Origin of the sequence: Chryseolinea soli (assembly GCF_003589925.1) — a bacterium.
Lineage (GTDB): Bacteria > Bacteroidota > Bacteroidia > Cytophagales > Cyclobacteriaceae > Chryseolinea > Chryseolinea soli.
This window is the reverse complement of sequence record NZ_CP032382.1, coordinates 605,073-631,140: the sequence shown is the minus strand read 5'-3', so window position 1 is coordinate 631,140 and position 26,068 is coordinate 605,073. Positions and strand designations below refer to the sequence as shown.

The window sequence follows — 26,068 nt, the reverse complement described above, 5'->3', positions numbered from 1 at the left end:
AAGGTGAAGTGCTGCGTTTGGTCAGCAACGCAATCTTATCATCTTTCTCCTTCAAAATCAACTTGCTTGGCGAAGAACAACAAGGGCGAGGGGCATTTCCTCGCGCAGCATTGATCGGATTGGCAGCAACAGGCCGGCACGGTGTGTCGCGCCTGGAGATTGTTTTTGATTTAGATGAACAGGAAATTTAAGAGCGTTGTCGGTGTGAACACCGACAACTGAGAAGAGGATATTGAATAGACCAACAAGGGCGATACCCTTTTTCATTCATCGCGCAGCGCCTTAATAGGATTGGCAGACGCGGCGCGATAGGACACGATCCCCACCGTCACCAAAACAACCGTCATAATCACAAACACTCCCGCCAAATAAGGAAACACCCCCGGCTCAATACGATACGCAAAGTTCGCAAGCCACTCCTTCATAAAATAATACGAAACCGGCGCAGCGATAAGAAAAGCAATCCCAATGAGGTACATGAATTCCTTCGAGAAAAGCGCCATGATGCTGGCCACGCTGGCGCCTAACGTCTTGCGGATGCCGACTTCCTTCGTCCGGCGCGCAGCCATAAACGATACCAGGCCGAGCAACCCGATCGATCCGATCAGAATAGCCACTACGGAAAAGATCGAGATCAGGCCGGACGTCTTCCGTTCGGCATCATAGAACTGGCTGATCGTGTCGTCCAGGAAGGCGTATTCGAATACGTAGTTTGGAAAGGTTTGCTTCCAGACTTTTTCAACGCCCTGCATAGCCGTTTTTACATCCGCCGTCTGGAGCTTCACAGCGCCGACATAGGAGACATCAATGCCCGTCATCATGATCAGCGGCGCGATGGCCTGATGCAGCGATTCGCTGTGATAATCTGCGATCACACCGGAGATCATCGCATTCCGCCCCCACATCTCCACCGGCACGCCCACAGCATCCTGTGCGCTGACGCCCATGGCCCGTGTAAAGGCCTCGTTGACGATAAAACCGGTGACGGAATCTGAAGAAGCCAGATCCTTGCCGGCGATTAACTTCAAGCGATAGGTTTTTAAAAAATCCGGCGAGATGAACTTTACTGCTGTTCCAGCCGTAACCTTTTTTCCGTTTACGACCGCGTCAAAATCGCCGCTCCATTGGTTGTTGCCCGTTGCACCCGTATTGCTCATGGCCGAACTTTCTACCCCGGGTACGGCGTTGAGGCGGCCCAAAACGTCGTGGAGATTGATCTTTTCCCTTTCGGGGATCCCGAATTCAATGACGGCCGTTGTGTCCAGTCCCATGGGTTGATTCGCAAAAAAATCCAGTTGTCGGGCGATGATGATCGTTGCAATCACCAGCGTCTGCGAGATCACCAGTTGCACACCGATCAGCGTGCGGCGAAGGCCGAGGCGTTGGCCGGCATTGCCCGTGAGCTTGCTCTTCAGCGCGTCGACCGGCTTGTAGGACGCGAGCGCCATCGCCGGATACAACCCCGCCGCCAGCGTGATCACGAAGGGAATAGCCAACAGGAACAATCCCGTGACAGGATCGGTGAAAGGTTCAAACTGGAGCTTGAATCCCAGCACCGGCGAAAGGCTTGCCAGTACAAGATCAATGACCCCGGCGCAAACGACCGTGGCCAGCACGGTGATCAGAAAAGTCTCACCGAGAAACTGAAGCACGATATCCTTGCGCACACCCCCCAGCACTTTGCGCACGCCCGCCTCCTTGGCGCGGCTGATGATGAGCACGGTGTTGAGGTTGATGAAATTGATACAGGCGGTGGCGAAAAGCAGGAATCCGATCAGCGACAAGGTCAGCAACTTCGCAGACGATACGGTGCGGTTGTTGAAGTTCTGAAACCGCGTGTCGAAGTGCACATCGCTGAGGCGCTGAAGAAAATAGAACCGGCTTTCCCCGGTTTCCTTAGCATCGCCCGAAAAGTATTTCAGGTGCCATGTTTTCATTCTTCGCTCCAGGTCGGCCTGGCTCACATGCTCCGGCAGTTTGATATAGCAATTCAGTGAAGCCGAAGTAGACCCCCAGTTGTCCCATCCGTGCTTGTTGGCGCCGAGGCGGTTTGAAATGAAAACGGTAAAGGGCAGATCGGTATTCAGGGGTGGATCCTGCACGACACCGCTCACCGTGAGGTCGAACTGGTTATTGCAGCTGATCACCTGGTTCATCGCCGGCGCATCGCCGAACAGCTTTCGCGCTTCGCTTTGTGTGAGCACTACAGTTTTTTCGCGGGTGAGCGCATCGGCGGGATGGCCTTCGATCCAGTGATAGGTAAAAACTGAAAAGTAATCCGGATCAACGAAGGCGGCCTTCGTTTCCTTGAAAAGCTTCTTCGATCCATCCTTGTCAACAATGCCGAATACGGGCGACGTCTCGTTGGCGTCGACTATGGTCACGCCCGCCAGCTCGGGGAAATCATTTCTGACGGCTTCAGGAAGTGGATACGTGATGCCGGCCGTGAACCCGATCTGCCCATGCTCTTGCTTTTCCGTGACGATGCGGTAGATGCGGTCTGCATCGGCATGGTAGCGGTCGAAGCTCAGTTCAAAGTGAATGGTCAACACGATGACGAGCGTGCTCACGATGCCGAGGGTGAGCCCCAGCAGGTTGACGGAAGAGTGGAGTTTATTTTTCCAGAGAGCCCTGAAGTTGGTGTGCCAGAAATTGTACATAGCGCGGTTTGAGGTTTATCGTGTTGCTTAAAAATCGTTCCAAACTTCCAGGAGGCGATTGGACTCCAAATGAATGTATTTCCGGTGTGTGATGTCCGGGACCGACCGTATTCGTCGCGGTTTCGGACGGAGGGATCATCCTTGATTTTTTGGCTTGATGATTTGCCGGCTATGCCTTCCCTTCTTCCTGTATCAGATTTTTAATTTTAGCCTCCACTTCATACCACATTTCAGGCCCTCCAATGATTTTATAGTTCTCGCCGTTTTTAAAGTAAACCCTCACGGCGTTTACAAAAACAAGATTAAATCTGGATACGTAAACACGGTCAAACAAATCCGATTTCAGCACGGTTCTTTTGTTTAGCATATTTTCAATGACAAACTCCCCTTGCTCAAAAGTTATGTAGCTGTAACTCATTTTTCGAACGAGTTGGATCACGGTCGTTGCAAGGACTAACCCCAAAACGCCAAGTATAGTGATGTCGATAAATGCCCATATCGAAAGCGCAAGGATGAATACGCCGGCTACAAAAAAGGCATTTCGATCAAACCGCTTGTCACCTATCCCGATGCGCATCTTTTGTCTTGATTTGTGTCAGTTGAAATATACCACCACAAATTGGTCTAAAAAATATTTCTTCACCCTCGTCCGCGACGTACGGCGTAAAATGTATTTCATTCACGCTGCGCCTCTTCGGCATTCGAAAGATCATATTAAAAAGGCCGCGCCGTTCGAATCCGGACGGCTTCGGTGTGCTGAAGGTTGATTAACTAGTTGTTATGCAGTAATTTACGGGTATGGCATATCAGTTGATATGACTTCCGATTAAAACACGCATCATGTTTACAAATTTCTTTAAAACCACTTTCAGAAACCTGCGGAATAATAAAGTCTATTCCTTCATCAACATCGCGGGCTTAACGCTAGGCATGGCTTGCGCGATGCTTATTTTATTGTATGTAAACGATGAGGTAAGCTATGATGCGTTTCAAAAAAACACCTCGGTATTGTATCGCATCAACAGGCAAATCACGAGACCCAATGGCGACATTGACAAGAGCGGTTATACAGGCTACCTGCAAGGTCCAAGGTTTGCCGCCAATATTCCCGAGGTGCAGGCATTTGTGCGTTACCAGCAGGGCGAAATGAATATTCAAAAAGGCATCGACATTCACGCACAAGAAGTTTTTTTAGCAGATACCAATTTCTTTTCTGTTTTCAGTTTCCCGCTTATCGCCGGTAATGTGCATACGGCTCTGCAGCAACCCAATTCCGTTGTGATCACGGAAGATATGGCAAAGAAAGAATTTGGCACAACCGATGCCGTCGGCAAATTGATCATGTTTAAAGACGGCGATAATTTCAGTCCTTACGAGGTTACGGCGGTTGCCAAAAATTGCCCGCAAAATTCATCCATACAATTCGACGTCATCATGCCGCTGAAAGTTTCAAAAGAAGATGCGGGGAAGAATGAAAACTGGTTCAACTCGTTCCTGAACACGTTTGTCGTGTTAACACCACAGGCCGATGCAAAGATGACGAGCGAGAAGATGCAGCACTTTTTTTTAAGCGATGCCGCAGAAACCATAAAGGCCATTCAGCAACAGTATAATATTAAAGACATTGGCATGTCCTTCTATCTGCAGCCTTTCGGGGCTATTCATTTAAGCAAGGATGCCATGGCAGAAACGCCATTGTTCAATGCAAGCAATCCTGTTTATTCCTACATACTCTCGGGCATAGCCGTTTTTATTTTGTTGATCGCCTGCATCAACTTCATTAACCTTACCGTGGCACGTTCCGTAAAGCGGGCAAAGGAGATCGGCATACGCAAGGTGGTCGGGAGCAGCAGACGGCAACTGGTGATACAGTTTCTCGGAGAATCTTTCGTGTTCTGCCTGGTTGCTTTTACTTTATCTATCGTGGTTGTACAGCTTGTGCTGCCGGTGTTTAACCAGTTATGCCATAAATCACTTTCACTTGCTTACCTGCTGGATATAAAACTTGTGTTCGGCTATGTGCTGCTGCTCGTGAGTACAAGTTTGTTGGCGGGCGTGTACTCGGCCGTGGTGTTGTCGGGCTATCAGCCCGCGCAAACATTGTATGCGCGTTTCAGTTTAGCTGGAAAAGGTTACCTGCAAAAATGCCTGGTTGTTTTTCAGTTTGCGCTGGCTTCATTTTTAATCATTGCAACGTTCGCTATCTTCCTGCAGTTTGATTATCTCACTACCCAGCCGTTGGGTTATGATGATGAAAATGTTGTAACGGTCGAAAAGCCGGGCATAACGCGCAATGAAGCAGCGCTGTTCAGACAAAGCTTGCTGCGCCATGCTGATATTATTGACGCTGCGCCAAAGAATAGCGGTTATTCGGGCAATACACTTAAAGTGAACGGCGATGACCCGATAAATACAATTTTGCAGACGGTGGATACATCGTACCTGCCGATCTTAAAGATCTCCATCGTGCAGGGAAGAAATTTTTCTTCACAGTTTCCGTCCGATTCAACAAAGAGCGTGTTGGTAAATGAAAGTTTTGTAAAGCAAGCCGGCTGGAAGAGTCCCATTGGCGAGCAGATTTCAAATTATGACAACAATGAAAAAGTGACGGTTATCGGTGTTGTAAAAGATTATCATTTCAAGCCGCTTACCCATGCGGTTGAGCCCGAATTGTTTACAATGAGTCCGCAAAATAATTTTGGGATGATGTATATAAAAATACGCCCGGGCAGTGAGGCGCAAAGCCTTGCTTTTATACAACAAACGTTCAGGCAACTGTTCCCGCTCGATGCTTACGCTTACCATTTTCTCGACCGGCAAAACGCAGCCGCTTATGAAGCTGAAGCCCGGTGGAAACAAATTATTTTATTCAGCGCCACGCTCACCATTTTCATTTCCTGCATCGGTTTGTTTGGGCTATCGGTTTTATCGGCTGAGAAAAGAACAAAGGAAATTGGCATACGCAAAGTGTTGGGCGCGTCGGTGAGCAGTATTGTTTCTATTCTTTCAACCGATTTTTTAAAGCTGATCGTTATTTCACTGGCCATCTCCATACCGCTGGCGTGGCTGGCCACCCATAACTGGCTGCAGCATTATCCTTACCGCATCACGCTTAGCGGGTGGCTATTTGCTTCAGCAGGATTTTTGGTGATGTTGATCGGGTTGCTTACGGTCAGCTTTCAATCTATCAAAGCGGCGGTTGCCAACCCGGTAGACAGTTTGAAAACAGAATAAAAACAAATCACTTATAGATCTCGTTCAAAATGCCGGCCAGGCGCACGCCGGCCATCATCAATCTTTCCCGTACGAGGGGCATGTTCACGTAGGAATATTTATAGCCCAGCTTACCGTTTCCGTAGGCATACACCTGCTTGCGATAGGAGATGCTTTCGTTTGCCCAGTCGCGCACCGTTGCTTTTTGCAGCGTGGCGACTCGGGTGGCGTCCGGTTTGTCGAGCGACTCGGCCAGCTCGGTGTAGCTCAGGCGGGTGAAGTCGATCATGTCGCTGTCCCACACGCGGTGCAGGTTGCTGTCTTCTCTGAACCAGTTTACTTTTACCAGGTTGCCTCCCTGGTCGTTGAGGCCCACGTGCAGGGGCTGGTGGATGTCGCCGACGAGGTGGATGAGCATTTTCACGTGCTCTTGTTCATCTTTGGCGCTCAGCTTCTTTGATTTCAGTTCGGCGATGAGACGCTCCAGGGTTTGGATGACGTCACCATGCGGGTTTTTTGTACTTTGCTCGTAGGTCTGGCCGTCGAGTATGGTCACCCAATGCCAGTCGGAGGCGTAGTCGTAGGTGGAGTCGGAACGGATCTCGTCCATCCAGGTGCTGGCCATGGCCAGGGATTGGCCGTGGAGGACACGCTCCAATTCTTTGAGTGCTTTTTTAGTCAGGTGTTTTTCGGCAATGAGCCCCGTGGCACGGTGGCCCGTGACACCCCAGGCCCAGGCGCTGAGGCAGAGGAACAGGAAGAACGGCGTGAGTATGATCTTTTTCATAAACAGGTTAAAGGGCGACAATTTCTCACATTTCCAACAAACGGATATGAACTGCTCATGAATTTAAATTTATATCTTTAGTGAAAGGCTGATCTATGCCCCAAACGGTTAAACTCTGCGCTTTTCTGGTAGCCAATCAATTTGATATCAAAGGAATAAAGACCTTCCTCGATATCAAGCCCCTGGCCGATAGCTCGTCAGAACTTTTCTATTTTTTTGACGGGCAGAAATTTCAGTACTATTTCAATTTTGGCGTGGTGGTTTTTTCGGGCTATTCCGAAGACGAGATGAAGTGGGCCATCAAGACCGTGCAGCCCTTCCAACGTAACCAGGTGGTGCCCCCGTTGCGCGACGACCACACGATTAGCGCCAACCCCGGCAACGAACTGCGGTTTGGTTTTGACGAACTCATCCTCGACAAGATCGACGACAAAGTGATCCGCATCACCATGTTCAACCTGGCCCAATCGGTGGCCCTGGACCACTATCACGCCGTGACCGAGAATTTATTGACCGAGGTAAAAGTCTTCACCAACCAGTTGGAGACCACGGGCAAGCTGAAAGTGAGCCGCAACAACATGATGCGCTTCATGGGCCGCGCCCTCAACACGCAAAACGACATCGCCGAAAATATCTACATCTTCGATGCCCCGGACCTGGTTTGGGATGATGCCTACCTGGACAAGTTGCACCAGGGACTGATCAAACATTTCGACTTGCGTGTGCGTTTTAGTGAAATAGAGTATACGTTGCGTATCATTGAAGATAATCTTGGCGTTTTCAGGGAGGTCATCAACCAACGGGAGAGCAGTTTATTGGAATGGATCATTATCATTCTTATTCTTGTAGAGGTTTTCGATCTCTTGATCACAAAACTCCTCAAACTTACCTAGCCTGAGCCCACAGACCTGATATGAAAAAAGAACTTGTACTCGGTTTCGATATTCTTGCTCAACCCGATGATGTAACCTGTGGGCCCACGTGTCTGCACGCGCTCTACAACTATTACGGCGACGAGCTTCCCCTCAAGGAAGTGATCAAGGAGGTGAAGCAGCTCAAGTTCGGTGGCACACTGGCCGTGCTCCTGGGACATCATGCGTTGAAGCGCGGCTACAACACGCATATCTATACCTACAATCTCAATGTATTCGACCCCACGTGGTTCAAAGCATCATCTAAAAAGATGGTCCAGCAGTTGAAAGCCCAGATGGAGTTCAAGATAAAGCGCCGGAAATTGCAGGTGGCCTCCAGGGCCTACATCAATTTTCTCCAAGCCGGCGGTGAGCTGCGCAACACAGAGTTGGATGAGAATCTCATCAAAGACTATCTGAACCGTTCCATTCCGTTGCTGGCCGGTCTCAGTGCGACCCACCTGTATGGCACGGCCCGCGAAATTCCCCAGTTCGACATCTACGACAGCATCAAGGGCGAACCCTCCGGGCACTTTGTGGTGATCACGGGCTACGACGAAGCCAAGAACTGCGCCTACATCGCCGATCCCATGGAGCCCAACCCGCTGGGAAAGGGACAAGTATACAGCGTAAGTTTTCCGCGTCTCATAAACAGTATCATGCTCGGCATCGTTACCTATGATGCCAATTTGATGGTCATTGAACCGAAAGAAAAAAAGACCCATGCCAAAACTCATCATCGTTGAAAATCCCAGCCACTGGCGGTTCAATCTCGAAGACGTCGAAGTCATTTCGCCTTCGCGGTATATCGAGGGGGAAGATTACCCGGCCCGTGGACTGAAGGTGATCAACCTCTGCAAAAGTTACCAATACCAAAGCCTCGGCTATTACGTGTCGCTCCTGGCCGAAGCCCGGAAACACAAGGTGCTGCCCGGCGTGTCGACCATCCAGGACCTGCGCTTCCCGTCAATCCTGCGGGAAGATTCACAGGACTTTGACGACCTGATCCAGGCGTCGTTCAAGGGGGTGACCACCGACAAAGTGGAGTTCAACATTTACTTTGGCAGCAGCAATGAAGAAGATCTGAACCCGCTGGCGAAGCAACTCTTTCAATACATCCAGGCACCGAGTTTGCGGGCCACGTTCACGAAGCGAAGCAAGTGGGTGCTGCAAAGTATCAAGCCGTTGAGTTTGGGTGAGGTACCGGAAGAGGATCAGTCGTTGCTGCGTTCGTCGGCAGAGCGTTACCTGCTGCGCAAACGCGAAGTGCGGCCCGATAAAAAGAAATATGACATGGCCATCCTCGTCGACCCGAAGGATGCCAATCCACCTTCCGACGAAAAAGCCATCCAGAAATTCATCAAAGCCGGCGACCAGGCGGGCTTCAACGTGGAGTTGATCACCCGCGACGACTTCGACGAGCTCATCCAATACGACGCCCTCTTCATCCGCGAAACGACTTACGTGAACCACTACACCTTCCGCTTCGCCAAGAAGGCCCAGTCGTTGGGGCTCACCGTGATCGACGATCCGGAGTCCATTCTCAAATGCACCAACAAAGTTTACCTCAACGAATTGCTGACGGCCAACAAGATCCTCACGCCCAAGTCGTATGTGGTGAGCAAAGAAAACTATAAGACCCTCTCGGAGAAGCTTCCCTATCCCTTCATCCTGAAGCAACCCGATGGCGCGTTCAGCAAGGGCGTTTTCAAGATCAAGGATGCCGAGGAGTATAAAAAAGTGTGCGCCGAGATGTTTGTGAAATCGGAGCTACTCATTGCCCAGGAGTTTTTGCCGACGACCTTTGACTGGCGTGTCGGCATTATTGACGGCAAGCCGTTGTATGTTTGCAAGTATTTTATGGCGACGGAACATTGGCAGATCGTGAACTGGAATTCGGAAAAGCAAAATCGCGAAGGGGATGTAGAGTCGGTGGCCGTAGACAACGCACCGGCCGGACTGATCCGGACGGCACTAAAAGCCACGGCTCTGATCGGCCGCAGCCTCTATGGGGTGGACATGAAGGAAGTAGATGGAAAGTTCTATGTGATCGAGATCAACGACAACCCCAACATCGACTCCGGTATGGAAGATAAAATTTTAAAAGATAAGTTATACGCCACCATCATGGATGTTTTCTTAAACAAGATCAAAGCCGAAAAATGATGCACCAACCGTCACGTATTCACCTCTTCCAGGGCTACGGCGTAGAACTGGAATACATGCTCGTCGACCGCAGCACGCTACAGATCAAACCCATCACCGACGATCTGTTGAAGCACGAGTTGGGGCACTACGGCAGCGATGTGGAGAAAGGGATGGTCACCTGGTCGAACGAGCTGGTGATGCACGTGGTCGAATTGAAGTCCACCAAGCCGGAATCCGATTTTGCTACATTGGAAAAAGAGTTCGCTGCCAATGTGAAAAATATCAACACCATTCTTTCGCAATGGAACGCCATGCTATTGCCTACGGCAGCCCACCCGTTCATGAATCCCATGACGGAAACCAAGCTGTGGCCGCACGAGAACAACGAAGTCTACACCATCTACAACAAGATCTTCGATTGCAAAGGTCATGGCTGGTCCAACCTGCAAAGCACCCACCTAAACCTGCCCTTCTACGACGACGAAGAGTTTGCCCGGCTGCATGCCGCGATCCGGCTGGTGCTGCCCTTGTTGCCGGCCCTTTGCGCCAGCTCGCCGATGTTGGATGGAAAGTTGACGGGCCTGATGGATACGCGGTTGAAGTACTATAAGACCAATCAATCCAAGATCCCTTGCATCACGGGGAAGGTGATCCCGGAAGCCGTGTTCTCGCGACGCAATTATTTGAATACTATTTACGAAAAGATCAAGACCGAGATCGCGCCCTATGACCCCGAAGGCGAACTGAATGCCATCTGGGTGAATTCGCGCGGCGCCATTCCCCGTTTCGATCGCGGCTCTATCGAGATCCGGATCATGGACATCCAGGAATGTCCTGCGGCCGACCTGGCCATTGTGTCGTTTGTGATCGGGCTCATCAAAGCGTTGGTGAACGGCAAGATCGCCGACCATGAAGCTCAGATGAAATGGAAGACGGAAACGCTGGCGCAGATCCTCGATCAAACCACCGAGAAGGCACAAGAGGCCGTGATCACACAAACCGAGTACCTGGCCTTTTTCGGAATGCAACAAACCACGGCCACGGCGCGTGAAGTCTTGCAACATCTCGCCGCGAAAATGGCCACATATGACCCGCAGCCCGAGCGATGGAAAAAACCGGTGGATCTGATTTTGAAAGAAGGCACATTGTCGCAACGGATCATCGGCGCCATGGGGAAAGACCCTTCCCATGAAACGATCGTGGCAACCTTCAAGACGCTCGCCACCTGCCTTGCCGACAATAAAATGTTCAGCCTGTAAGCTGTGTATTTGCGCCTTTACGGGAAGTCCCGCAAAGACGCCTTACACAACAGTCCAGGTTAATGAATGGACGACACGGCCGTGGAAGGCTCGCCTTCGCGAACGGTCAGCATGAGCGTAGCACCTTTTGTTTTGTGTTCCATGGTGCCATTAAGAATCAGTGTATAACTTCCAGGCTTTGCCGTTTTGGAGACCGCAATTTTTGCGATGCTCTCTGTGGTTACATCGGTTGCCGGTTCAAAGGATACGGTTATGCCCTCGGGCAAGCCGGATGACACTCCCAACACACCTTTTGATTTTGAATAGCTCTTGGACCGGTTCAAATGCACCGTGACGTCACGTGACTCACCGGTTTTGATTTCGAGAGAGGAAGCGGAAAGCTCAACAGCAAATTCCGAACGGGGGGCGGGTTTTTCCTGGGCCGAAGCACTGACAACACATACGGCCCAGACAAAGAGGAGGAGGAAAGTTTTTTTCATGCGCGTAGTGTTTTGCTAAAGGCTAACGCGAAGAAAAAGGATTCGGTCCGGCCGTGGATCACAATGAAGCGAATGGTGGCGATCTTGTGGCGGGCCGTGCAGGCTTGGGGTGAGTCGACGGCGTTTGGGGTAAATGGCCATCAAGCCATTTCCATCGCGTTGCGCAAATGGTGGATCTTTTCGATCACTTCCTTCCCTTTTGTGCGCGACACCGGGATGGAAATGTCTGTGTCCAGGATCTGAAGCTTATAACCGTTCGCATTCCCACTGATATTGGCAATGGCGTTCACATTCACCAGGTAGGAGCGGTGGCAACGGATGGCAAAGTCGTTGTTGATCTGGCTTTCCATGCTTTTGAGGTTGGCCCGCAGCAGCTTTTTGTGCATGCCCTTGCTGTCTTTCCACACCACGGTAGAATAGTTGTCGTCGGCCTCGATGAAGAGGAGGTCGGGGAGGTGAAAACTCAGGGTTTCGCTGGTCTCTGAATGCAGGGTTAGGTGGTGGTTTTGACCGTTGCCGGCGTGATTTTCCCGTTTCAGGCTCTTGATCTCGCTCAATTCCCGGTTGGCCTGGGTGGCGCTGCGCAGGTTTTGTTTCAACACATTGTTTCTCAGGAACAGCGTCATGATGGTGATGGTGATCACACCCGTTTGCGCAACCTCCCGGTTTGCTCCCACCACCAGGTCCCAAAAGGGCATATCCGGAAAAAGGAACAGTTTCTCAATCAGCGAGCTGGCGGCCCCGATGACCACGCAATGCCACAGCGTGAGCAGTATATATTTTTTTATTGTCCACTGAGAAGTGTCAAAGGCCTGCGGAAATAATCGGGGCAATACAAGTATATTGAAGAAGAGGACCACAAACGTGACCCCACCAAACAAAAATTTGTGCCCCAGGGTGAGCACATGTTGGTGATGGGAAGTGCGGTAAACCTGCAGAAAGAACACCACAAAAAGGCTGACAAACAGTATGAAGATGACGTTTTTACGCTCATCATTCAGATAGAACGGAAAGGGAGAATTGAGTTTTTCAGCTAAACGCATCTTCACATTTTCGTTTATGGCAAAGCTAGGAGGTCAGGAGCCAGAATCCAGGAGTCAGGAGCCAGAATTTAGTACTCCTGATTTCTGAACTACACCAGGCGCCCAGGGTTTCCAATTGTACGCAGGATGTGGTAAAAGGATAAGGATTGGGGTGAAAAGTTAGGAATTTGGATGACCGGCGACCCATTTTTAAACAAAACGGATAGCATTGCTGTATTGTGTAGGTCATAATTTTGAACCATCGTGAACATCATTTTTACATGCGAACACGCCGGAAATACAGTGCCGCCCTCATATGGGCATTTTTTTAAAGGTCAGGAAGACGTGTTGCAGTCCCACCGCGGGTGGGATCCGGGCGCGGTGGAGGTCGCGCGTTATTTGTCCGATCAATTGGCGGCACCCTTATGGGTATGCGAGACCACCCGGTTGCTGGTGGAACCCAACCGGTCGTTGCACAACGATGCTTTGTTTTCCGAATATGTGAAGGCCCTGACGGACGCGGAAAGAGAACACATTTTGCAACAGTACTATCACCCACACCGCGGCGCCGTGGAGGACCTTATTGAACGGGCAACCCAACCCACCCTTCACCTGGCCATCCACTCCTTCACCCCAGTCCTCAATGGGGTCACGCGCACGGTCGATGTGGGTTTGTTGTTTGACCCCTCGCGGAAAAATGAAACCGAATTCTGCCGGCGCTACGCGGAGGCGCTGGAACAATACCTGCCGGCGATGTCCATCCAATTTAACGCCCCCTACAAAGGGATCGACGACGGATTCCCAACCTACCTGCGCACAGTCTTTCCCGACGAGTGCTATGTGGGCATCGAGGTGGAGATCAACCAGAAATATATCGGGACAGAAGAATGGGGGGCGATCACGCACGCGTTGAAGAACGGCATCGCCAAAGTCCTGGACGAGCTGCCTTACTTGTGATTTGATTTACAACATTCGCACAGGCCTCACCACATAGCCGGCTTTGCGCAGCAGCGCGACCAACCCATTTTCGCCTGCCAAATGCAGCGCGCCCACGGCAATAAAGGTTTGCTGTTCTTTCATCAGCCCGGGAAGTTGGATCATCCATTTACGGTTACGGTCGTTGACCAGCACGTCTGTCTCTTTTTCAGAGAACACTTCGCGGGTCATCATCGATTCCAGTTGACTCAGGTTGCCCTCGCGGTAGTAGCGATTCATGTTGACGACGTCGCTTTTTGCGCGGTCTTTCTCCAGCACGTAGTCCATGAGCATATCGGCCTGCCGCTTGTAGCTGAATTGATTGTACAGCGCGTTGATTTGCTCATCGAACGATTCGAGGCCGATCATCTTTTTACCCTCGGTCTTTGCGCGTTGCTGGAAATAGAGATCCATGGGGCGGTCGTTGGGCGGGGCGGGGAAATATTTTTGTTGGAGCGTGCTCATGATGAGGATCTCGATCATCATCGGATTCATCTTGTTGAACATCTTCAGGTCATAGCCCGTCAGTTCTTTCAGCCAGGAAGCCGTTTGCTGGAAGTGTTCGCGGCTCATCAACATGTCGAGCGTGGTGTCTTTCATGATGGAGGCGGTCATCACCTTCATGGTCATGGTGCTGTCGAAGAGCAATTCGCCCACGACGGTGCCACTGCCTTTGAACTTATCGATCACTTGCGTGAGGCTGTCCACATAGGTGGAGCCTTTCAAATGAAAGGTTCCAAAGAGATAAGAAGGCTTGGAGAGACCGTTGGCGCTGATCTCCCAAAACACGGCATTCTCTGCCGCCGGCGATTGCGCCAAGGCTTGAGGGGAGAGGCCGCACAAGGTGAGCCAGAAAAATAATCGTGCGCAGGATCTCATGAAGTGACCGTTAAGCGTGGAATAAGGTTGAATAATGATGGCAGGAAAAGCCAGCCAAAAAATTTTATTGCTCCAGGTCTTTCAATAAACCCTTCAGTTTATCGAGGTGGTTGCCGTATAGTTTTTTCAAATACCAGTTGGTGAACGACGTGCAGAGAAAGAACACCATCGCGGCCATCGACAACAGGTAAGCAATCGTTTTTGGTTTCGACAAATGTTCCAGGAATTGCGTGGTGCCCCGTTCGATCGCCCCGAGCAACAATACCAATCCAAAATAAAGCGGATACAGAATGGAGTAGCTGCGCCGGTAAAATTTCAGGTATCCCGTCAGGCTATCGATGAGGGCCACCAGGTTCGCGTGAACATTTTCGTTGGCTGGGTTGAAGCGGTTCAGGAGCATCAGCTTTTTGATGTAGTAGAACGTGTAGGCCAGGCAGATCACCAAAATAGAAATGAAAGACCACTTCAGCATCCCCGACGTAAGCGCGAGGGCGTAGATGAGCAGCGCTACGCTCACGACCAGCGTGAGTATCAATTCAAACCAAACATTGCGTTTCAGTTTTTCGATAATGGAGCGGCTTCGTCCGGTTAACATGGAAGCGATCTCCGTTTCATTCTTAGGCTGAAACGCAGGTTCGCTGCTCTTCCAAATGCTTTTTAAATCTTCGAGTTCCATGGTTAGGGACACATAAGTTTTTTGAGTTTTTCACGAATGCGGTTCATCCTGACCCGCACATTATTTTGGGTGATGCCAATCGTTTCGGCGATCTCTTCATAGGGCACTTCTTCCAACGCCATCATGATCATGGCGCGCTCGATCTCGGAGAGCTGGCGTATGGCCCAGTGGAGGCGTTGCACTTCTTCTTCGCGATCGTCGGCCCAGCCATCGGAAATGTTGAGGTGAAGCTCTTTCAGGTCTTCTGTCTTTACATTCCGCGTTTGCTTCCGAAAACCGGAGATGGCGGTGTTCAGCGCGATACGATACATCCACGTGGTGATCTTGGCCTCACCCCGAAACGTTGAAAATGACTTCCACAATTGGAACACGATCTCCTGGAACAGATCGTTGCGCACATCCGGGTCGTTCTCATACATGATACAGACCTTGTGGATGAGCCCCTGGTGCTCATTGATCAGGTTAATGAATCGCTTTTCTTCCGCTATCGCCAAGGGGTGCCTTTCGTTGATGAATATGTCGAAGGTAAAAAAAGAAAATTACAGGCAAAGCATATGAAATACGGATCCCGTCATAAAGCAAGGGCTGGTCGAAGAGGTCTTTTGTTCTTTTCATAAAAACGTGGAGTACCGGAGGGGGAGAAACTACAATGCCCGCGGCACCGCTTTTGCAGAGGTGCCGGGGCATGCAGCGAGAAGGTGAGATTATATGCTCTTTAAATAGAGGTGAAGCGCTTTCAACTCCACATCCGAAAATTCTTTCGTCATCGTCCAGGGCATTTCTTCCGGGTTCAGGGTCTTGCCCTCGGGGGTCACACCCGTGCGCAGGGTCTGGATGAACTGTTCGTCGGTCCATTGACCTGGATGTCCCGAGCCACTGATGTCGGCTACTTCAGGATATCCCGGCGCCACAGGATCACCACCTTTCAAATTCTCGCGGTGACATCCCGTGCAGGAGGTGGACAGGTATTTGCCATACTCTGCGGAAATCTCGGCCTTTACTTCTTTCACCATTTTGCGATCATGGTCGATCATCTCCGCGGGCAACAATGGCAGTTTGTCGAGGTCGGCCAGCACGCGGGCCAGCGGTCCGATGTTGGTTTTCGGAAATTCGCGGTCAATGGGCTGCAGGTTGGCACAATAGGAAATGATCGCGGTCATGTCTTCTTCGCTCATGAGGGTGAACTCATGGGAGGGCATGAACAGAAGCGGTGTGCGATCGCGGCGCAGGCCATGGCGCAAGGCCAGCGACCAGTCTTCGGCATTGTAGTCGGCCGGGCGTCCACCTTTTCCTTTTGTCAGGTTGGGGGCGATCAGGAGCCCGAGCGCGGGATCGTCCACAAATACTTTACCACCCATGTCCTTGCCGTGACAGCCGTTGCACGACTTGATGCGCGTGAGGTGCTCGCCACGCGCCAGGACGGCCGAATCGTTCAGGATGGGCAATATCTGCGGGGTAACGGCATAGCGCTTGTGCATGCGCTGGTTGGTGCTGATGTGCGCCTTGGTATAATAGCCGGCGATAATGACCACCAAAACGCCGAGTACAAGGCCAGTAACTTTCAGGATCTTCTTTATCATAGAGGGTTCAATCGATTTTCCATTCTTTTACGGTCCAACCAAACCCCGAAGCCTACGTTAAACGGAGCATCTCATCCGCGAAAAGGAATTTTATGAATCGAAGTAACTGTATTACGGTAGACTACACCCGGATTTTGCCCCCCGCATGGCCCGTCTCGCCTGTCGCTGAAACAGAATTCGTCGCCCATACACCCATTGATACGGAATGGGGCCGCCTCGCCCTGCAAGACCTGGTGCTGCCCGAAATACACCTCGTGAAATTCGAAGGCCACGTGAGCCAAAACCTCCACCTCCAACAACGCGAGTCATGGGAATCGACCACGGTCGACACCTGTATTTTCCTCGAGGGCTCCATTGAGTCTGATTTCGCCGGCCTGCAAAAACGCCTGCGCATGGACAAAGGCCAGCACAACTTCGTGTACAAACCTGAAGTGAACCAGGACCACTACATGGATGCCCAGGACAGCATCGACATCCTCCACCTTTCCATAGACCGTCTGTATTACTCCCAACTGTTGTGCGACAAAGAAAGATGGCAGGCGAACCTCAAAGAAAAATTGCTGAACAAACAACCCGTAAGCGGCAGCCTCGACAACATGCAGATGACACCCAAGATGTTTGGCGTGGTGCACGACATCCTCAACTGCTCACTGAGCGGTAACCTGCGCAAGATCGTGATCGAAGCCAAAGTACTGGAGCTCGTGGCCTTGCAACTGGACCAACTCGTAAAACGCGACCAAGCCTCCACCGATCAAAAAATAAATTCCAAAGACCAGGACGCCTTCTACGCCCTCCGCGATTTTCTCCACCAACGTTTCACCGATGATCACTCGTTGCGCACCCTCAGCAAAGCCTTCGGCCTGAACGAATTCAAACTCAAAAAAGGCTTCAAAGAAATTTTCGGCACCACCGTATTCGACTACCTCCACGATCTCAAAATGGAACACGCCCGCCGCCTGCTCCAAGATGCCGGAGCCTACGTGAACGAAGTCAGCAGCCAGGTAGGCTACAAAAACCCCAACCACTTCTCCACCGCCTTCAAACGCAAGTTCGGCATCAACCCCACGCAGTACAGAAACTAAGAGAATTTCCTTACAATAGCCCCAGTGAAACTGGGGGTAAGTGTAATTGTCTATATCAATAAACCGTTTCTACACCTAAGCCCTACGGGCTTGAGTACAGAAATGTTTAGAAGATAGAAACCCTTGATGAGACTCATCAATATTAGTGCTATAGCCGTAGCAAAGTTCCCACCGTCTTTGTCAAGTAAGACATTAACAAAGACACAGGGATCTGTGCCCTACTTATAAAAACATTCTCCGTCAAAAATTACTTAGACTTCTCCGGATGACCCTCCAGATTGAAAAGCTCGTTCAAAACTTCAGACAACGATTCGGCATCGCCGCGGCGGCATGCGGCTTTTAATTGGAGTACGGGATACTTCAATATTTTTTGCATCAGCGATTTGCTCATCTCTTCCAGGCGCTCGGCTTCTTCGGGCTTGGTGTTTTTCAGGAATCGCGCCAACTCTTCCTTGCGGATCTGCTCCAGCGTATTTTTCAATTTCTGGATGGTGGGCGTCACGATCATTTCTTTCGACCAATCTTCAAAGTCGTTGATCACTTCTTTGATGATGGCCTGCACGTGAGGGATGGAAGCTTTGCGTTTCTCTACGGCTTCGTTGGTCTTCTCGCGGATGTCGTCGAGATTATAAACGATGGTGCCGGGGAGTTCTTCGATGGTGCTCTCAATGCTGCGGGGCATGGAGAGATCGATGAAATATTTGTGGGAAAGAATTTTTACGTTGCTCATCAGCTCACGGGTAATGAGCGGAGTGTTGCCCGACACGGAACTGATCACGATGTCGGCTGCGGCAATTTCGTCGGCCAGGGCGTCGATGCTGCCGGAGGTGAAGCCGCATTTTTGAGCCAGCTTTTCCGCCTTTTCAACGGTCCGGTTCAGGATCTTTACCTGGTTGAGGCGCGAGTGGGCAAGGTTCAGGCAAACGTCTTGTCCAATCTCTCCAACGCCGACCACCAGCACTTTGGGCGAGGTCAGACCGGCGGTAAGATCTTCGGCCATTTCTTTGGCGGCATAGGAAATGGAGGCGGCGCCATCGCGGAACGCGGTTTCCTGTACGACGCGTTTGTTGACAAAAAATATGGTGTGCATCAACCGGTGAAGGAAAGGGCCGGCCATATTCTCGTCGGCGCTCCACTGGTAGGCATTTTTTACTTGTCCGGAGATTTGAAGGTCGCCGATCACCTGGGCATCCAGGCCGATGGCTACGTCAAAAAGGTGCTGCACGGCCTCAGGGCCCTGGAAAAACGTGAAATGTTCTTCAAAACCGGCGTCGATCTGCTTCAGCAGGGAAAGGCCTTTGAAAATTTCAGCGGAAAAGTCCTTTTCGGCCAGGTAATATACTTCCGTACGGTTGCAGGTAGAGACCACCAGCACGTCTGACGCCGTGGTATAGTCGCGGATGAAATTTAACAGCTTTTTAGAGGCCTCCTCGGTCAAAGAAACCTGCTCGCGGATGGCTACCGGAGCGGTTTTGTAGGTGAGCACTAATGCTTTAAAATTCTGTGTCATGGCGCGTTACAAAAGTATAACCTAGACGAAATCGAAGGGTGACAAAAGTCAATTAATCAGTAATTTAGAATCGATATAAATAACAATTCAGCTTCGTCTGACACTATTACGGAGGGAACCGGATTTTAGTTCTTCAAATTTCAATCGATTTACTTGTCAACGATATCGGATTCCATGGGGGTGAGGATCGCCAGCAGGTCGTTCTTCTCACGTTCGGCCACTTCATAGTAATCCAGGGCTGCCGTCAGGTCGGCCGTAAAGGCGCCGAACTCGGCGGCGGTGATTTTCATGCCGGCGTGGGCATCGAGCATGGTTTCTCCCTTATACTGGCAGGGGCCGCCCGTGCCGGCGCAGATTTGGTCGATCAGGTTGTTGCGGAGCAATTGCAGGCGATAATGATTGCCCACCGTGGCCTCGAACCGGCTGTTGATGAGGTCATCGGCCGCTACGTTGGTCAGAAATTTATCGGTCACCTTCGAGATGGTTTCGATGCCGCCGAGCCGGGTATAGAGCGTGGGCTCGATCTTCTCGTCCTTGTTGTCGTCATTACAACTCGTAAGGGCCATGGCGACGAACGTCAGAACAGTAAAAAATATTTTCGTTTTCATTTTAGAGGGTCAATTTTTTTGGAGGGAATCAGTTCCGGAGATCGAGCACGGAAATAAAAGTATAGAGCGTTGTGGTCATCCCGTGCACCGGACAGCCGCCTGAAGCTTGAAGCGTTTTTTGAGCCACCTGCCATTGCCCTTTGTTCGAAAGCTGACGAGCCAATTGCGCTTCATTTATTTCCTTCCGGTGAAAGAGCACGGAAGCCACGCGGCCTTCTTTGTTGACTGAGCAAGCGGTGACGCCGGGGAGCGCGCTTATTTTTTGTTCGAGCGCCGACCGTTCAGCCGGTGTCATCGTGCCTTCCAATCGATACGAGGCAAGGTCAACCGTTTTCAATTTTTCGGTGATGGACAATGGCCGCAGATTGGCATAGGCAAACAATCCGGCAAACACCACCACGAGCGATAGTGAGAGGATCTTTATTTTTTTCATGGGATTATCGAATTTTTTTGGTGCGTGAGACTACACTGCTTTAACAGTTCAGCGCTTTATCTGTTTTAAAGATAGTTTCACCGACATTCGAAAGATTCATCCCCTTGGATGCTGAAAAAATTTTGCCATTTTAGGTAACCGTTATCTGCTATCCATTATGAATCGAATACAACGTTGGGTCAGAGATTACTTTGGATTTTCCCGTTCGCAGGTGAATGCCTTTCTCATTTTACTTCCGTTGATGATGCTGATCGTTTTTGCACCGGCGGTATGGAAAAATTATGTGTTACCACGTCCATACGACGACACGAAAGATCGCGCGATGCTCGACAGCCTTGTGGGGGTCTGGGAGGCCGGTTTAGAGAAGGATAAAGTTCGAGCACCGGAGGCGGTGGAGCCGTCCGTTTTCAGGTTCGATCCCAATACGGCCACCGTTGAGCAATGGCGTGCATTGGGTTTATCGGCAGCCTCGTCGACCCGTATTGCACATTACCGGGAGAAGGGTGGAAAGTTTAGGGTAAAGGCCGACCTCCTTAAAATTTATGGCATCGACCCGGCGTTCTATCACCGCGTGTTTGCTTACATCGCCTTGCCGGAGAACAAAACGGGGGCGGAGGAAAAGAAGGATCTTTGGGATAATCACCACAAAGAAAGCAGGGAAAGCCGGTTCAAAACGAACAACGCCCGCTTCGATATCAACGCGGCCGACACCGCGCAATTGAAGAGCGTCTATGGCATCGGCGAAAAGCTATCGCAACGCATCTTGAAATACCGTGACGCACTCGGAGGATTTGTGACGCTGGAGCAACTGACGGAGATCTACGGATTGGACACGGCCGTAGTGACCCGGCTCAAGACAAAATGTGTCGTGTTGCCGGATTTCCGGCCGGATCGGATCAATATTAACCAGGCAGACGAAAAAAGGCTGGCCGCCCATCCCTATTTAAAGAGCGGTGTGGCCCGCATCATCGTCGCCTACCGATTTCAACATGGAGAATTCAGGTCCGTGGACGATCTTCGAAAGATACAAGGCCTCGACCCTAAAATCATTGATAAAATCGCACCATATTTAACCCTGTAAGACCAACCGATAAAAAACCGGTGAGGGGCTCTTGCTGTTCTTCAGGAGAAGAAAATTTTATATACGCTCATGTCGCATCCTGTTAAAAATATATTGCCATCCTACCTGCGAAGGCTCACCAACCTTTCGGGAAACAACCGCTCGCTGCTGTTGCTGCGTTTGCACGCCGAACAATTGATCGATGTGCACACACTCAGTTTTCTCAATGGCGAACCTTCGTTCGAATTGATCAAAGCGCTCATCGCTAACAAAAGCAAAAAGGTTTGCCAGGTGCTCGACAGCCGTCTGGAAGCCAACAACGAAAGCAGCCGGAGGCTAAAAAAACTTCAGCGCATCGATCATTTTATTTTTGAAGAACGCGGGTCGAACGATCTGCACGTAGGCTGGCCGTTTGTGCGTGGAAAATTTTCAGACGGCTCGATCGTGCGTTGCCCGCTTTTGTATTTCCCCGTCAGCATTGTGCAGGAAGGACAACATTGGGCGTTGCAGCCCCGGAAGGATGCGGGCATTACGTTCAACAAGTCGTTCTTACTGGCATTTGCTTTTTACAACCAGGTGAAGCTGGAAGAAGAACTGTTGGACACCAGCTTCGAAGATTTCGACATCGACAGCACGGTGTTCCGGACCGAGTTGTATGAGTTGCTGCGCGACCGCTTGGAGATCAACTTCAACCCCGACAATTTCCTGGATACACTCGCACCCTTCGAGACATTCAAAAAAGAGACGCTGGAAGAAACCCTCCGCAACGGCGAGTTGAAATTGTATCCTGAAGCCGTGCTGGGAATTTTTCCTCAAGCCGGGTCGCAATTGGTTCCCGACTATTTGCAGCTCATTGAAAATGATACCGTCACCGACCTGGAGGAATTTTTCGTGGAGAAAAATACAGGAAGCGACGGTCTCACCGCCCAGGGTGCCGTCATGAACAATGCCATCAGCGAAGAAAAGATCTTTGCACCGTTTGTGATGGATGCCTACCAGGAAAACGCCATCAAGGCCATCAAGCACGGCCATTCCATCGTGGTGCAGGGCCCGCCTGGCACCGGCAAGTCGCAGCTCATCTGCAACCTGCTGGCCGACGCCATTGCCTCCGGGAAAAAAGCGTTGTTGGTTTGTCAGAAACGCGCCGCCCTCGACGTGGTGTACGACCGCTTGAAGGACATCGAGCTGGGCGACTTCCTGGGATTGGTACATGATTTTCGAAACGACCGGAAAGAAATTTATGCCAAGATCGCCCGGCAGGTCGAGCGCGTGGAGGAATTCAAAACACGCAACCGCGGCATCGACGTGATCCAGACCGAACGCAAGTTCTTCCAACTGTGCCGCCGCATCGACCAGGTGACGGAAGAACTGGAAGAATTCAAACACGCCTTGTTCGACGACAAAGAATCGGGCCTTTCCGTGAAAGAGCTCTACCTCACTTCGGAGTTGAACGGACCATCCATCAACATAAAACAAGAGTATCCTTTTTTCAACTTCGGGGCGCTGCATGATTTTCTGCGCAAGCTGAAGATCTACGCACAATACGCCGCGCGCCTGGAAAACGATCACTATGTATGGCGCGAGCGGCGCTCGTTTGCCGGCTTCAAACCATCGGATGAAAAAAAGATCGCCCAAATCGTCGCCGACATCCCGAGCTATCAAAACAAGGTGGCCGGCGCCATCGAAAAACTCATCGGCATCCGCCCGCACCTGGAAGATTGTGAAACACTGGTCGCCAAAGAAGACGACATCCTGGGCATGATCAGCGTCATAAAAGACGACGACACCTATTTTTACTTCCAGTCCATGATGAACGAAACCGACGACGAGACCAGCCTCCTCTGGCTCTTGAACATGGAACGGGTCATCATGAACTGCTACGACGACGAGATGCCCGAGACTACCTTGCCCTCGAACGAGTTGGGCAAGTTCCAGGAGGCGTTGCAACACTCGCAAGCCGCCCGGACAAACCTGGTCCGCCTCATCCGGTGGCATTTGTTCTCGAAAGAAAAATTCTACCTCCGCCGCGTGTTGGTCGCCAACCAACTCACCTATAGCAAAGAGGGCCTGCGCATCATGGAGCGCCGCATCGATAGCCGCCTCAACCTCGAGCATCATCTCACGGCGTTGAAGAACAAACCCTGGCTGGTCGAATTGCCCACGAACTACGACAAGGACGCCTTGCAACGGTGGTTCGATCGCCAAAAACTGGCGGTCCGCGCCAAGCTCATCTTCAACACCCTCCGGGAAGTGAAGGACGCCGTCAGCGTTCATAAATATTCGCGGCGGGAGTTTGGGAATTTATTCAAGGATATCCTGTCGGCCATTTCGGGTGTGCGGGAAAAGAAGGCGGGTTGGTTGGTGTGGCTGGTACCCTACCAGGTAACGCAGCTGATATTGGAACCTGCACGGGAAGAAGAGTACCTGAAAACCTTGCACCGCGACTTTGATACCCTGTGTGAATATGACACCCTGAAGGAATCGCTCAAATTCTTTGAACGCGACGTCACCCTAAAGCTCTACGATCACCTGGGCACGTGGGACGGCGAAGCCATGGAAGGACTCTTTCAAAACAGCTTGCGCCTGGCCTGGATCGACCACATTGAAACGAAGTATCCCATCCTGCGCGCCGTGTCGTCGATGAAGATCGACACGCTGCAAGACGAGCTGCGGTCGTCGCTCAAGGAAAAGAAAAAGCTGAGCAAAGAAATTTTGTGGGTACGCGCCCGTGAGCGGGTGTATGAGAACCTGGAGTACAACCGCCTGAACAACATGGTGACGTATCGCGATCTGTTGCACCAGGTCACGAAGAAGAAAAAGATCTGGCCCCTGCGCAAGCTCATCGAGTCGTCGCCGTACGAGCTCTTTCAGTTGGTGCCCTGCTGGCTGGCGTCGCCCGAGTCGGTGTCGGCTATCTTTCCCATGACCACGGGGTTGTTCGATATTGTCATCTTCGACGAGGCCTCCCAGTGTTTTGCCGAGCGTGGCATTCCGGCGATGTATCGCGGCAAGCAACTGGTGGTGGCCGGCGATGACAAACAGTTGCGCCCCAGCGAGCTGTACCAGGCGCGGTGGAGCGAGGGCGAGGAGGAGAACCCCGACCTGGAAGTAGACTCCTTGCTGGAATTGTCGGCGCGCTATCTGGCCACCGTTCACTTGCAAGGCCACTACCGCAGCAAGTCGCTGGCCCTGATCGATTTTTCGAACACGCACTTCTACGGAGGACGGCTGCAGTTGCTGCCCGACCGCGAAGTGATCAACACCGACGACCCGCCGATCCAATATCACAAGGTCGATGGCATTTGGGAAAACCAGACCAACGCCGTCGAAGCCCAGGCTGTGGCCCGGTGCGTGCTCGACATTTTGCGCGACCAGCCCGAAAAAGAAATTGGCGTAGTCACCTTCAACGCACCACAACAAATGATGGTGCTCGACGCCCTGGAAGCCGAGGCCCTGTTGGCCGGCCAAACGTTGCCCGAGTCGTTGTTTGTGAAAAATATCGAGAATGTGCAGGGCGATGAAAAGGACATCATCATTTTTTCCATCGGCTATGCGCCTGACAAGAAGGGAAGATTGATGATGCAGTTTGGAAGCCTTAACATGGCCGGTGGCGAGAACCGCCTTAACGTGGCCGTGACCCGCGCCCGCGAAAAGATCATCCTCTTCACCAGCATCACCCCGGAACAGCTCAAGGTAGACGACATCCGGAACGAAGGTCCGCGGTTGTTGAAGGACTACCTGGCCTTTGCCCGCGAAGTGAGCGCCGGCCGCTACCGGCCCCAGTCAGCCATCCCAAGCCAGCACACGAAGGCGTGGTTCCTCAGCCGCCGTCTGCAGGAGTGGAGTGCGAGCCGCTTGCCCGAGTTCATCTTCGACACGGAAGCGCTACCCTTCACCGACATCAACGTACTGAAAGACGACCAATACCTGGGCGTGATCCTCACCGACGACGTGCGCTATTTCTCCGCGCTCTCCGCCAAGGACGTGCATGCCTATACCCCCGCGCTGTTGACGCAAAAGAAATGGAAGCACCTCATGGTGTTCAGCCGGAATTTCTGGAAAGACAGGGAAAAAGTGGAAACCGAACTAATGCTCTTCGTAGGCTCTCAGGCCGTTCAGAACGGGTAGGCGATCTTCGGGGAGCGCACCTTGATCTGCTGGGCTTCACCGTTGATGCGGCCATGTTGCGGGCAATAGCAATTCAGAATAGAGTCCATCTGCTCTTCGCCGGCCGACACGCGCTTGGCCTTGGCCACCGTGTTGAGGTCCAGGATGTGGAGCAAGGGTTGTTCTACATCTTGGAGGCGGGCAAAGGCTTCCAGCAACTTTTCATCCCAAACGTGATAGTAGCGCACCAGGTCGTCGGGGTAGATGATGACGCGGTCCGTGCCTTCCTCAGGCACCACTTCAAAGGGCTCCTCCAAGTTCAAGTAGCCATAGTCGTCGGTGAGTTGCTCGCCGGGGTAGATGTCGCGGATGGCGATCTCGAACTCATAGGCGGTGGTGATGCAGTTGGAGTTGGAGCTGTGGTTCACAAACCGGGCGTTGTCCCAGCAGAGAATGTGGTTGCCTTCCGGGTTTCGGTAGGTGTATGTGTCCAGGACTTGCTGGTAGAGCGGGTCCATGGCCCGGACTTGCGCCGGTGTGAAAATTCTGTCGAGTTTGTCAAGCGCCCAGGTGATGGTGCCTTTCGGGATGAACTTGGTGGCGACAACTCCGTAACCTATTTTGTCGCTGATGAACCTGAGTTCGGTATGAGGATGGATCATGATTGCTGGACGTTAGC

The 26,068-nt window shown here is 51.5% G+C and carries 23 protein-coding genes; 9 read left to right on the top strand and 14 right to left on the bottom strand.

The genetic code is table 11. The features are described 5' to 3' along the window. Window positions 1-57: 57 nt before the first annotated feature. From D4L85_RS02445 to D4L85_RS02435, 3 genes are all read right to left on the bottom strand, one after another. Window positions 58-267 (bottom strand): hypothetical protein, encoded by a 210-nt coding sequence (locus tag D4L85_RS02445; RefSeq protein WP_119752828.1) that lies wholly within the window; start codon window positions 265-267, stop codon window positions 58-60. Continuing rightward, the gene (locus D4L85_RS02440; RefSeq protein WP_119752827.1) at window positions 264-2,660 is read right to left on the bottom strand and encodes an ABC transporter permease; all 2,397 of its coding nucleotides are present in this window, start codon (window positions 2,658-2,660) and stop codon (window positions 264-266) included. The genes D4L85_RS02445 and D4L85_RS02440 overlap by 4 nt, the downstream gene beginning before the upstream one ends. Window positions 2,661-2,829: 169 nt before the next feature. Further along, the gene (locus tag D4L85_RS02435; RefSeq protein WP_119752826.1) at window positions 2,830-3,237 is read right to left on the bottom strand and encodes a hypothetical protein; all 408 of its coding nucleotides are present in this window, start codon (window positions 3,235-3,237) and stop codon (window positions 2,830-2,832) included. A gap of 263 nt (window positions 3,238-3,500) precedes the next feature. Here D4L85_RS02435 and D4L85_RS02430 point away from each other — a divergent pair, with 263 nt between their 5' ends. Then, complete coding sequence (locus tag D4L85_RS02430; protein ID WP_119752825.1) at window positions 3,501-5,894, top strand: ABC transporter permease; 2,394 nt, start codon at window positions 3,501-3,503, stop codon at window positions 5,892-5,894. Window positions 5,895-5,901: 7 nt separating this feature from the next. On the opposite strand, the gene D4L85_RS02425 is transcribed toward D4L85_RS02430, so the two are convergent. After that, window positions 5,902-6,660: a S1/P1 nuclease gene (locus D4L85_RS02425; protein WP_119752824.1), complete on the bottom strand. Its 759-nt coding sequence runs from the start codon at window positions 6,658-6,660 to the stop codon at window positions 5,902-5,904. A 95-nt stretch (window positions 6,661-6,755) separates the two neighbouring features. Here D4L85_RS02425 and D4L85_RS02420 point away from each other — a divergent pair, with 95 nt between their 5' ends. From D4L85_RS02420 to D4L85_RS02405, 4 genes are read left to right on the top strand one after another with little or no spacing between them, the layout of a single operon-like run. Beyond that, on the top strand, window positions 6,756-7,553 hold the full coding sequence (locus tag D4L85_RS02420) for an RMD1 family protein (protein ID WP_119752823.1): 798 nt from the start codon (window positions 6,756-6,758) through the stop codon (window positions 7,551-7,553). 20 nt (window positions 7,554-7,573) lie between these two features. Beyond that, the gene (locus D4L85_RS02415; protein ID WP_119752822.1) at window positions 7,574-8,317 is read left to right on the top strand and encodes a C39 family peptidase; all 744 of its coding nucleotides are present in this window, start codon (window positions 7,574-7,576) and stop codon (window positions 8,315-8,317) included. Further along, window positions 8,295-9,737 (top strand): RimK family protein, encoded by a 1,443-nt coding sequence (locus D4L85_RS02410; protein WP_119752821.1) that lies wholly within the window; start codon window positions 8,295-8,297, stop codon window positions 9,735-9,737. The genes D4L85_RS02415 and D4L85_RS02410 overlap by 23 nt, the downstream gene beginning before the upstream one ends. Continuing rightward, a complete protein-coding gene (locus tag D4L85_RS02405; protein WP_119752820.1) occupies window positions 9,734-10,978 on the top strand; it encodes a carboxylate-amine ligase in 1,245 nt (414 codons plus the stop codon). The genes D4L85_RS02410 and D4L85_RS02405 overlap by 4 nt, the downstream gene beginning before the upstream one ends. 59 nt (window positions 10,979-11,037) lie before the next feature. On the opposite strand, the gene D4L85_RS02400 is transcribed toward D4L85_RS02405, so the two are convergent. After that, a complete protein-coding gene (locus D4L85_RS02400; protein ID WP_119752819.1) occupies window positions 11,038-11,457 on the bottom strand; it encodes a COG1470 family protein in 420 nt (139 codons plus the stop codon). A 140-nt stretch (window positions 11,458-11,597) separates the two neighbouring features. After that, entirely contained in the window at window positions 11,598-12,500 is a 903-nt protein-coding gene (locus D4L85_RS02395; protein WP_119752818.1) for a LytR/AlgR family response regulator transcription factor, read from the bottom strand. Between the two features lie 243 nt (window positions 12,501-12,743). Between D4L85_RS02395 and D4L85_RS02390 the strand changes: the two genes are divergently transcribed. Then, a complete protein-coding gene (locus tag D4L85_RS02390; RefSeq protein ID WP_160143496.1) occupies window positions 12,744-13,436 on the top strand; it encodes an N-formylglutamate amidohydrolase in 693 nt (230 codons plus the stop codon). Between the two features lie 6 nt (window positions 13,437-13,442). Here D4L85_RS02390 and D4L85_RS02385 read toward each other — a convergent pair whose 3' ends face one another. From D4L85_RS02385 to D4L85_RS02370, 4 genes are all read right to left on the bottom strand, one after another. Further along, window positions 13,443-14,333: a TraB/GumN family protein gene (locus D4L85_RS02385; protein WP_119752816.1), complete on the bottom strand. Its 891-nt coding sequence runs from the start codon at window positions 14,331-14,333 to the stop codon at window positions 13,443-13,445. A 64-nt stretch (window positions 14,334-14,397) separates the two neighbouring features. Next, window positions 14,398-15,009 carry a hypothetical protein gene (locus tag D4L85_RS02380; RefSeq protein ID WP_119752815.1) on the bottom strand — a complete coding sequence of 204 codons (612 nt, stop codon included), beginning with the start codon at window positions 15,007-15,009 and terminating at the stop codon, window positions 14,398-14,400. 2 nt (window positions 15,010-15,011) lie between these two features. Further along, window positions 15,012-15,503, bottom strand: a complete 492-nt coding sequence (locus tag D4L85_RS02375; protein WP_228450747.1) for an RNA polymerase sigma factor — start codon at window positions 15,501-15,503, stop codon at window positions 15,012-15,014. Between the two features lie 210 nt (window positions 15,504-15,713). Further along, complete coding sequence (locus D4L85_RS02370) at window positions 15,714-16,589, bottom strand: cytochrome c4 (RefSeq protein ID WP_119752814.1); 876 nt, start codon at window positions 16,587-16,589, stop codon at window positions 15,714-15,716. A 92-nt stretch (window positions 16,590-16,681) separates the two neighbouring features. Here D4L85_RS02370 and D4L85_RS02365 point away from each other — a divergent pair, with 92 nt between their 5' ends. Then, complete coding sequence (locus D4L85_RS02365) at window positions 16,682-17,671, top strand: AraC family transcriptional regulator (RefSeq protein ID WP_119752813.1); 990 nt, start codon at window positions 16,682-16,684, stop codon at window positions 17,669-17,671. Between the two features lie 247 nt (window positions 17,672-17,918). Here D4L85_RS02365 and hemA read toward each other — a convergent pair whose 3' ends face one another. The 3 genes from hemA to D4L85_RS02350 form a co-directional block, all read right to left on the bottom strand. Continuing rightward, entirely contained in the window at window positions 17,919-19,181 is a 1,263-nt protein-coding gene (hemA, locus tag D4L85_RS02360) for a glutamyl-tRNA reductase (RefSeq protein WP_119752812.1), read from the bottom strand. Between the two features lie 149 nt (window positions 19,182-19,330). Further along, a complete protein-coding gene (locus tag D4L85_RS02355; RefSeq protein WP_119752811.1) occupies window positions 19,331-19,789 on the bottom strand; it encodes a group I truncated hemoglobin in 459 nt (152 codons plus the stop codon). 28 nt (window positions 19,790-19,817) lie between these two features. Next, the gene (locus tag D4L85_RS02350) at window positions 19,818-20,222 is read right to left on the bottom strand and encodes a hypothetical protein (protein WP_119752810.1); all 405 of its coding nucleotides are present in this window, start codon (window positions 20,220-20,222) and stop codon (window positions 19,818-19,820) included. A gap of 157 nt (window positions 20,223-20,379) precedes the next feature. Between D4L85_RS02350 and D4L85_RS02345 the strand changes: the two genes are divergently transcribed. Both D4L85_RS02345 and D4L85_RS02340 read left to right on the top strand, forming a co-directional pair. Beyond that, window positions 20,380-21,303, top strand: coding sequence for a ComEA family DNA-binding protein (locus tag D4L85_RS02345; protein ID WP_119752809.1), 924 nt, complete (start codon window positions 20,380-20,382; stop codon window positions 21,301-21,303). Window positions 21,304-21,372: 69 nt separating this feature from the next. Beyond that, window positions 21,373-25,410 carry a DEAD/DEAH box helicase gene (locus D4L85_RS02340; protein ID WP_119752808.1) on the top strand — a complete coding sequence of 1,346 codons (4,038 nt, stop codon included), beginning with the start codon at window positions 21,373-21,375 and terminating at the stop codon, window positions 25,408-25,410. On the opposite strand, the gene D4L85_RS02335 is transcribed toward D4L85_RS02340, so the two are convergent. Beyond that, window positions 25,398-26,051: an SET domain-containing protein gene (locus D4L85_RS02335; protein ID WP_119752807.1), complete on the bottom strand. Its 654-nt coding sequence runs from the start codon at window positions 26,049-26,051 to the stop codon at window positions 25,398-25,400. The two genes, D4L85_RS02340 and D4L85_RS02335, sit on opposite strands and share 13 nt — an antisense overlap. Window positions 26,052-26,068 lie beyond the last annotated feature (17 nt).

What these genes read in the sequence shown, in the direction of transcription:
- D4L85_RS02385 (WP_119752816.1), bottom strand. Translation starts at nt 14,333, where the DNA reads ATGAGATCCTGCGCACGATTATTTTTCTGGCTCACCTTGTGCGGCCTC.
- D4L85_RS02410 (WP_119752821.1), top strand. Translation starts at nt 8,295, where the DNA reads ATGCCAAAACTCATCATCGTTGAAAATCCCAGCCACTGGCGGTTCAAT.
- D4L85_RS02435 (WP_119752826.1), bottom strand. Translation starts at nt 3,237, where the DNA reads ATGCGCATCGGGATAGGTGACAAGCGGTTTGATCGAAATGCCTTTTTT.
- D4L85_RS02380 (WP_119752815.1), bottom strand. Translation starts at nt 15,009, where the DNA reads ATGGAACTCGAAGATTTAAAAAGCATTTGGAAGAGCAGCGAACCTGCG.
- D4L85_RS02430 (WP_119752825.1), top strand. Translation starts at nt 3,501, where the DNA reads ATGTTTACAAATTTCTTTAAAACCACTTTCAGAAACCTGCGGAATAAT.
- D4L85_RS02335 (WP_119752807.1), bottom strand. Translation starts at nt 26,051, where the DNA reads ATGATCCATCCTCATACCGAACTCAGGTTCATCAGCGACAAAATAGGT.
- D4L85_RS02415 (WP_119752822.1), top strand. Translation starts at nt 7,574, where the DNA reads ATGAAAAAAGAACTTGTACTCGGTTTCGATATTCTTGCTCAACCCGAT.
- D4L85_RS02355 (WP_119752811.1), bottom strand. Translation starts at nt 19,789, where the DNA reads ATGAAAACGAAAATATTTTTTACTGTTCTGACGTTCGTCGCCATGGCC.
- D4L85_RS02425 (WP_119752824.1), bottom strand. Translation starts at nt 6,660, where the DNA reads ATGAAAAAGATCATACTCACGCCGTTCTTCCTGTTCCTCTGCCTCAGC.
- D4L85_RS02405 (WP_119752820.1), top strand. Translation starts at nt 9,734, where the DNA reads ATGATGCACCAACCGTCACGTATTCACCTCTTCCAGGGCTACGGCGTA.
- hemA (WP_119752812.1), bottom strand. Translation starts at nt 19,181, where the DNA reads ATGACACAGAATTTTAAAGCATTAGTGCTCACCTACAAAACCGCTCCG.
- D4L85_RS02440 (WP_119752827.1), bottom strand. Translation starts at nt 2,660, where the DNA reads ATGTACAATTTCTGGCACACCAACTTCAGGGCTCTCTGGAAAAATAAA.
- D4L85_RS02370 (WP_119752814.1), bottom strand. Translation starts at nt 16,589, where the DNA reads ATGATAAAGAAGATCCTGAAAGTTACTGGCCTTGTACTCGGCGTTTTG.
- D4L85_RS02340 (WP_119752808.1), top strand. Translation starts at nt 21,373, where the DNA reads ATGTCGCATCCTGTTAAAAATATATTGCCATCCTACCTGCGAAGGCTC.
- D4L85_RS02365 (WP_119752813.1), top strand. Translation starts at nt 16,682, where the DNA reads ATGAATCGAAGTAACTGTATTACGGTAGACTACACCCGGATTTTGCCC.
- D4L85_RS02395 (WP_119752818.1), bottom strand. Translation starts at nt 12,500, where the DNA reads ATGCGTTTAGCTGAAAAACTCAATTCTCCCTTTCCGTTCTATCTGAAT.
- D4L85_RS02400 (WP_119752819.1), bottom strand. Translation starts at nt 11,457, where the DNA reads ATGAAAAAAACTTTCCTCCTCCTCTTTGTCTGGGCCGTATGTGTTGTC.
- D4L85_RS02445 (WP_119752828.1), bottom strand. Translation starts at nt 267, where the DNA reads ATGAAAAAGGGTATCGCCCTTGTTGGTCTATTCAATATCCTCTTCTCA.
- D4L85_RS02420 (WP_119752823.1), top strand. Translation starts at nt 6,756, where the DNA reads ATGCCCCAAACGGTTAAACTCTGCGCTTTTCTGGTAGCCAATCAATTT.
- D4L85_RS02350 (WP_119752810.1), bottom strand. Translation starts at nt 20,222, where the DNA reads ATGAAAAAAATAAAGATCCTCTCACTATCGCTCGTGGTGGTGTTTGCC.
- D4L85_RS02345 (WP_119752809.1), top strand. Translation starts at nt 20,380, where the DNA reads ATGAATCGAATACAACGTTGGGTCAGAGATTACTTTGGATTTTCCCGT.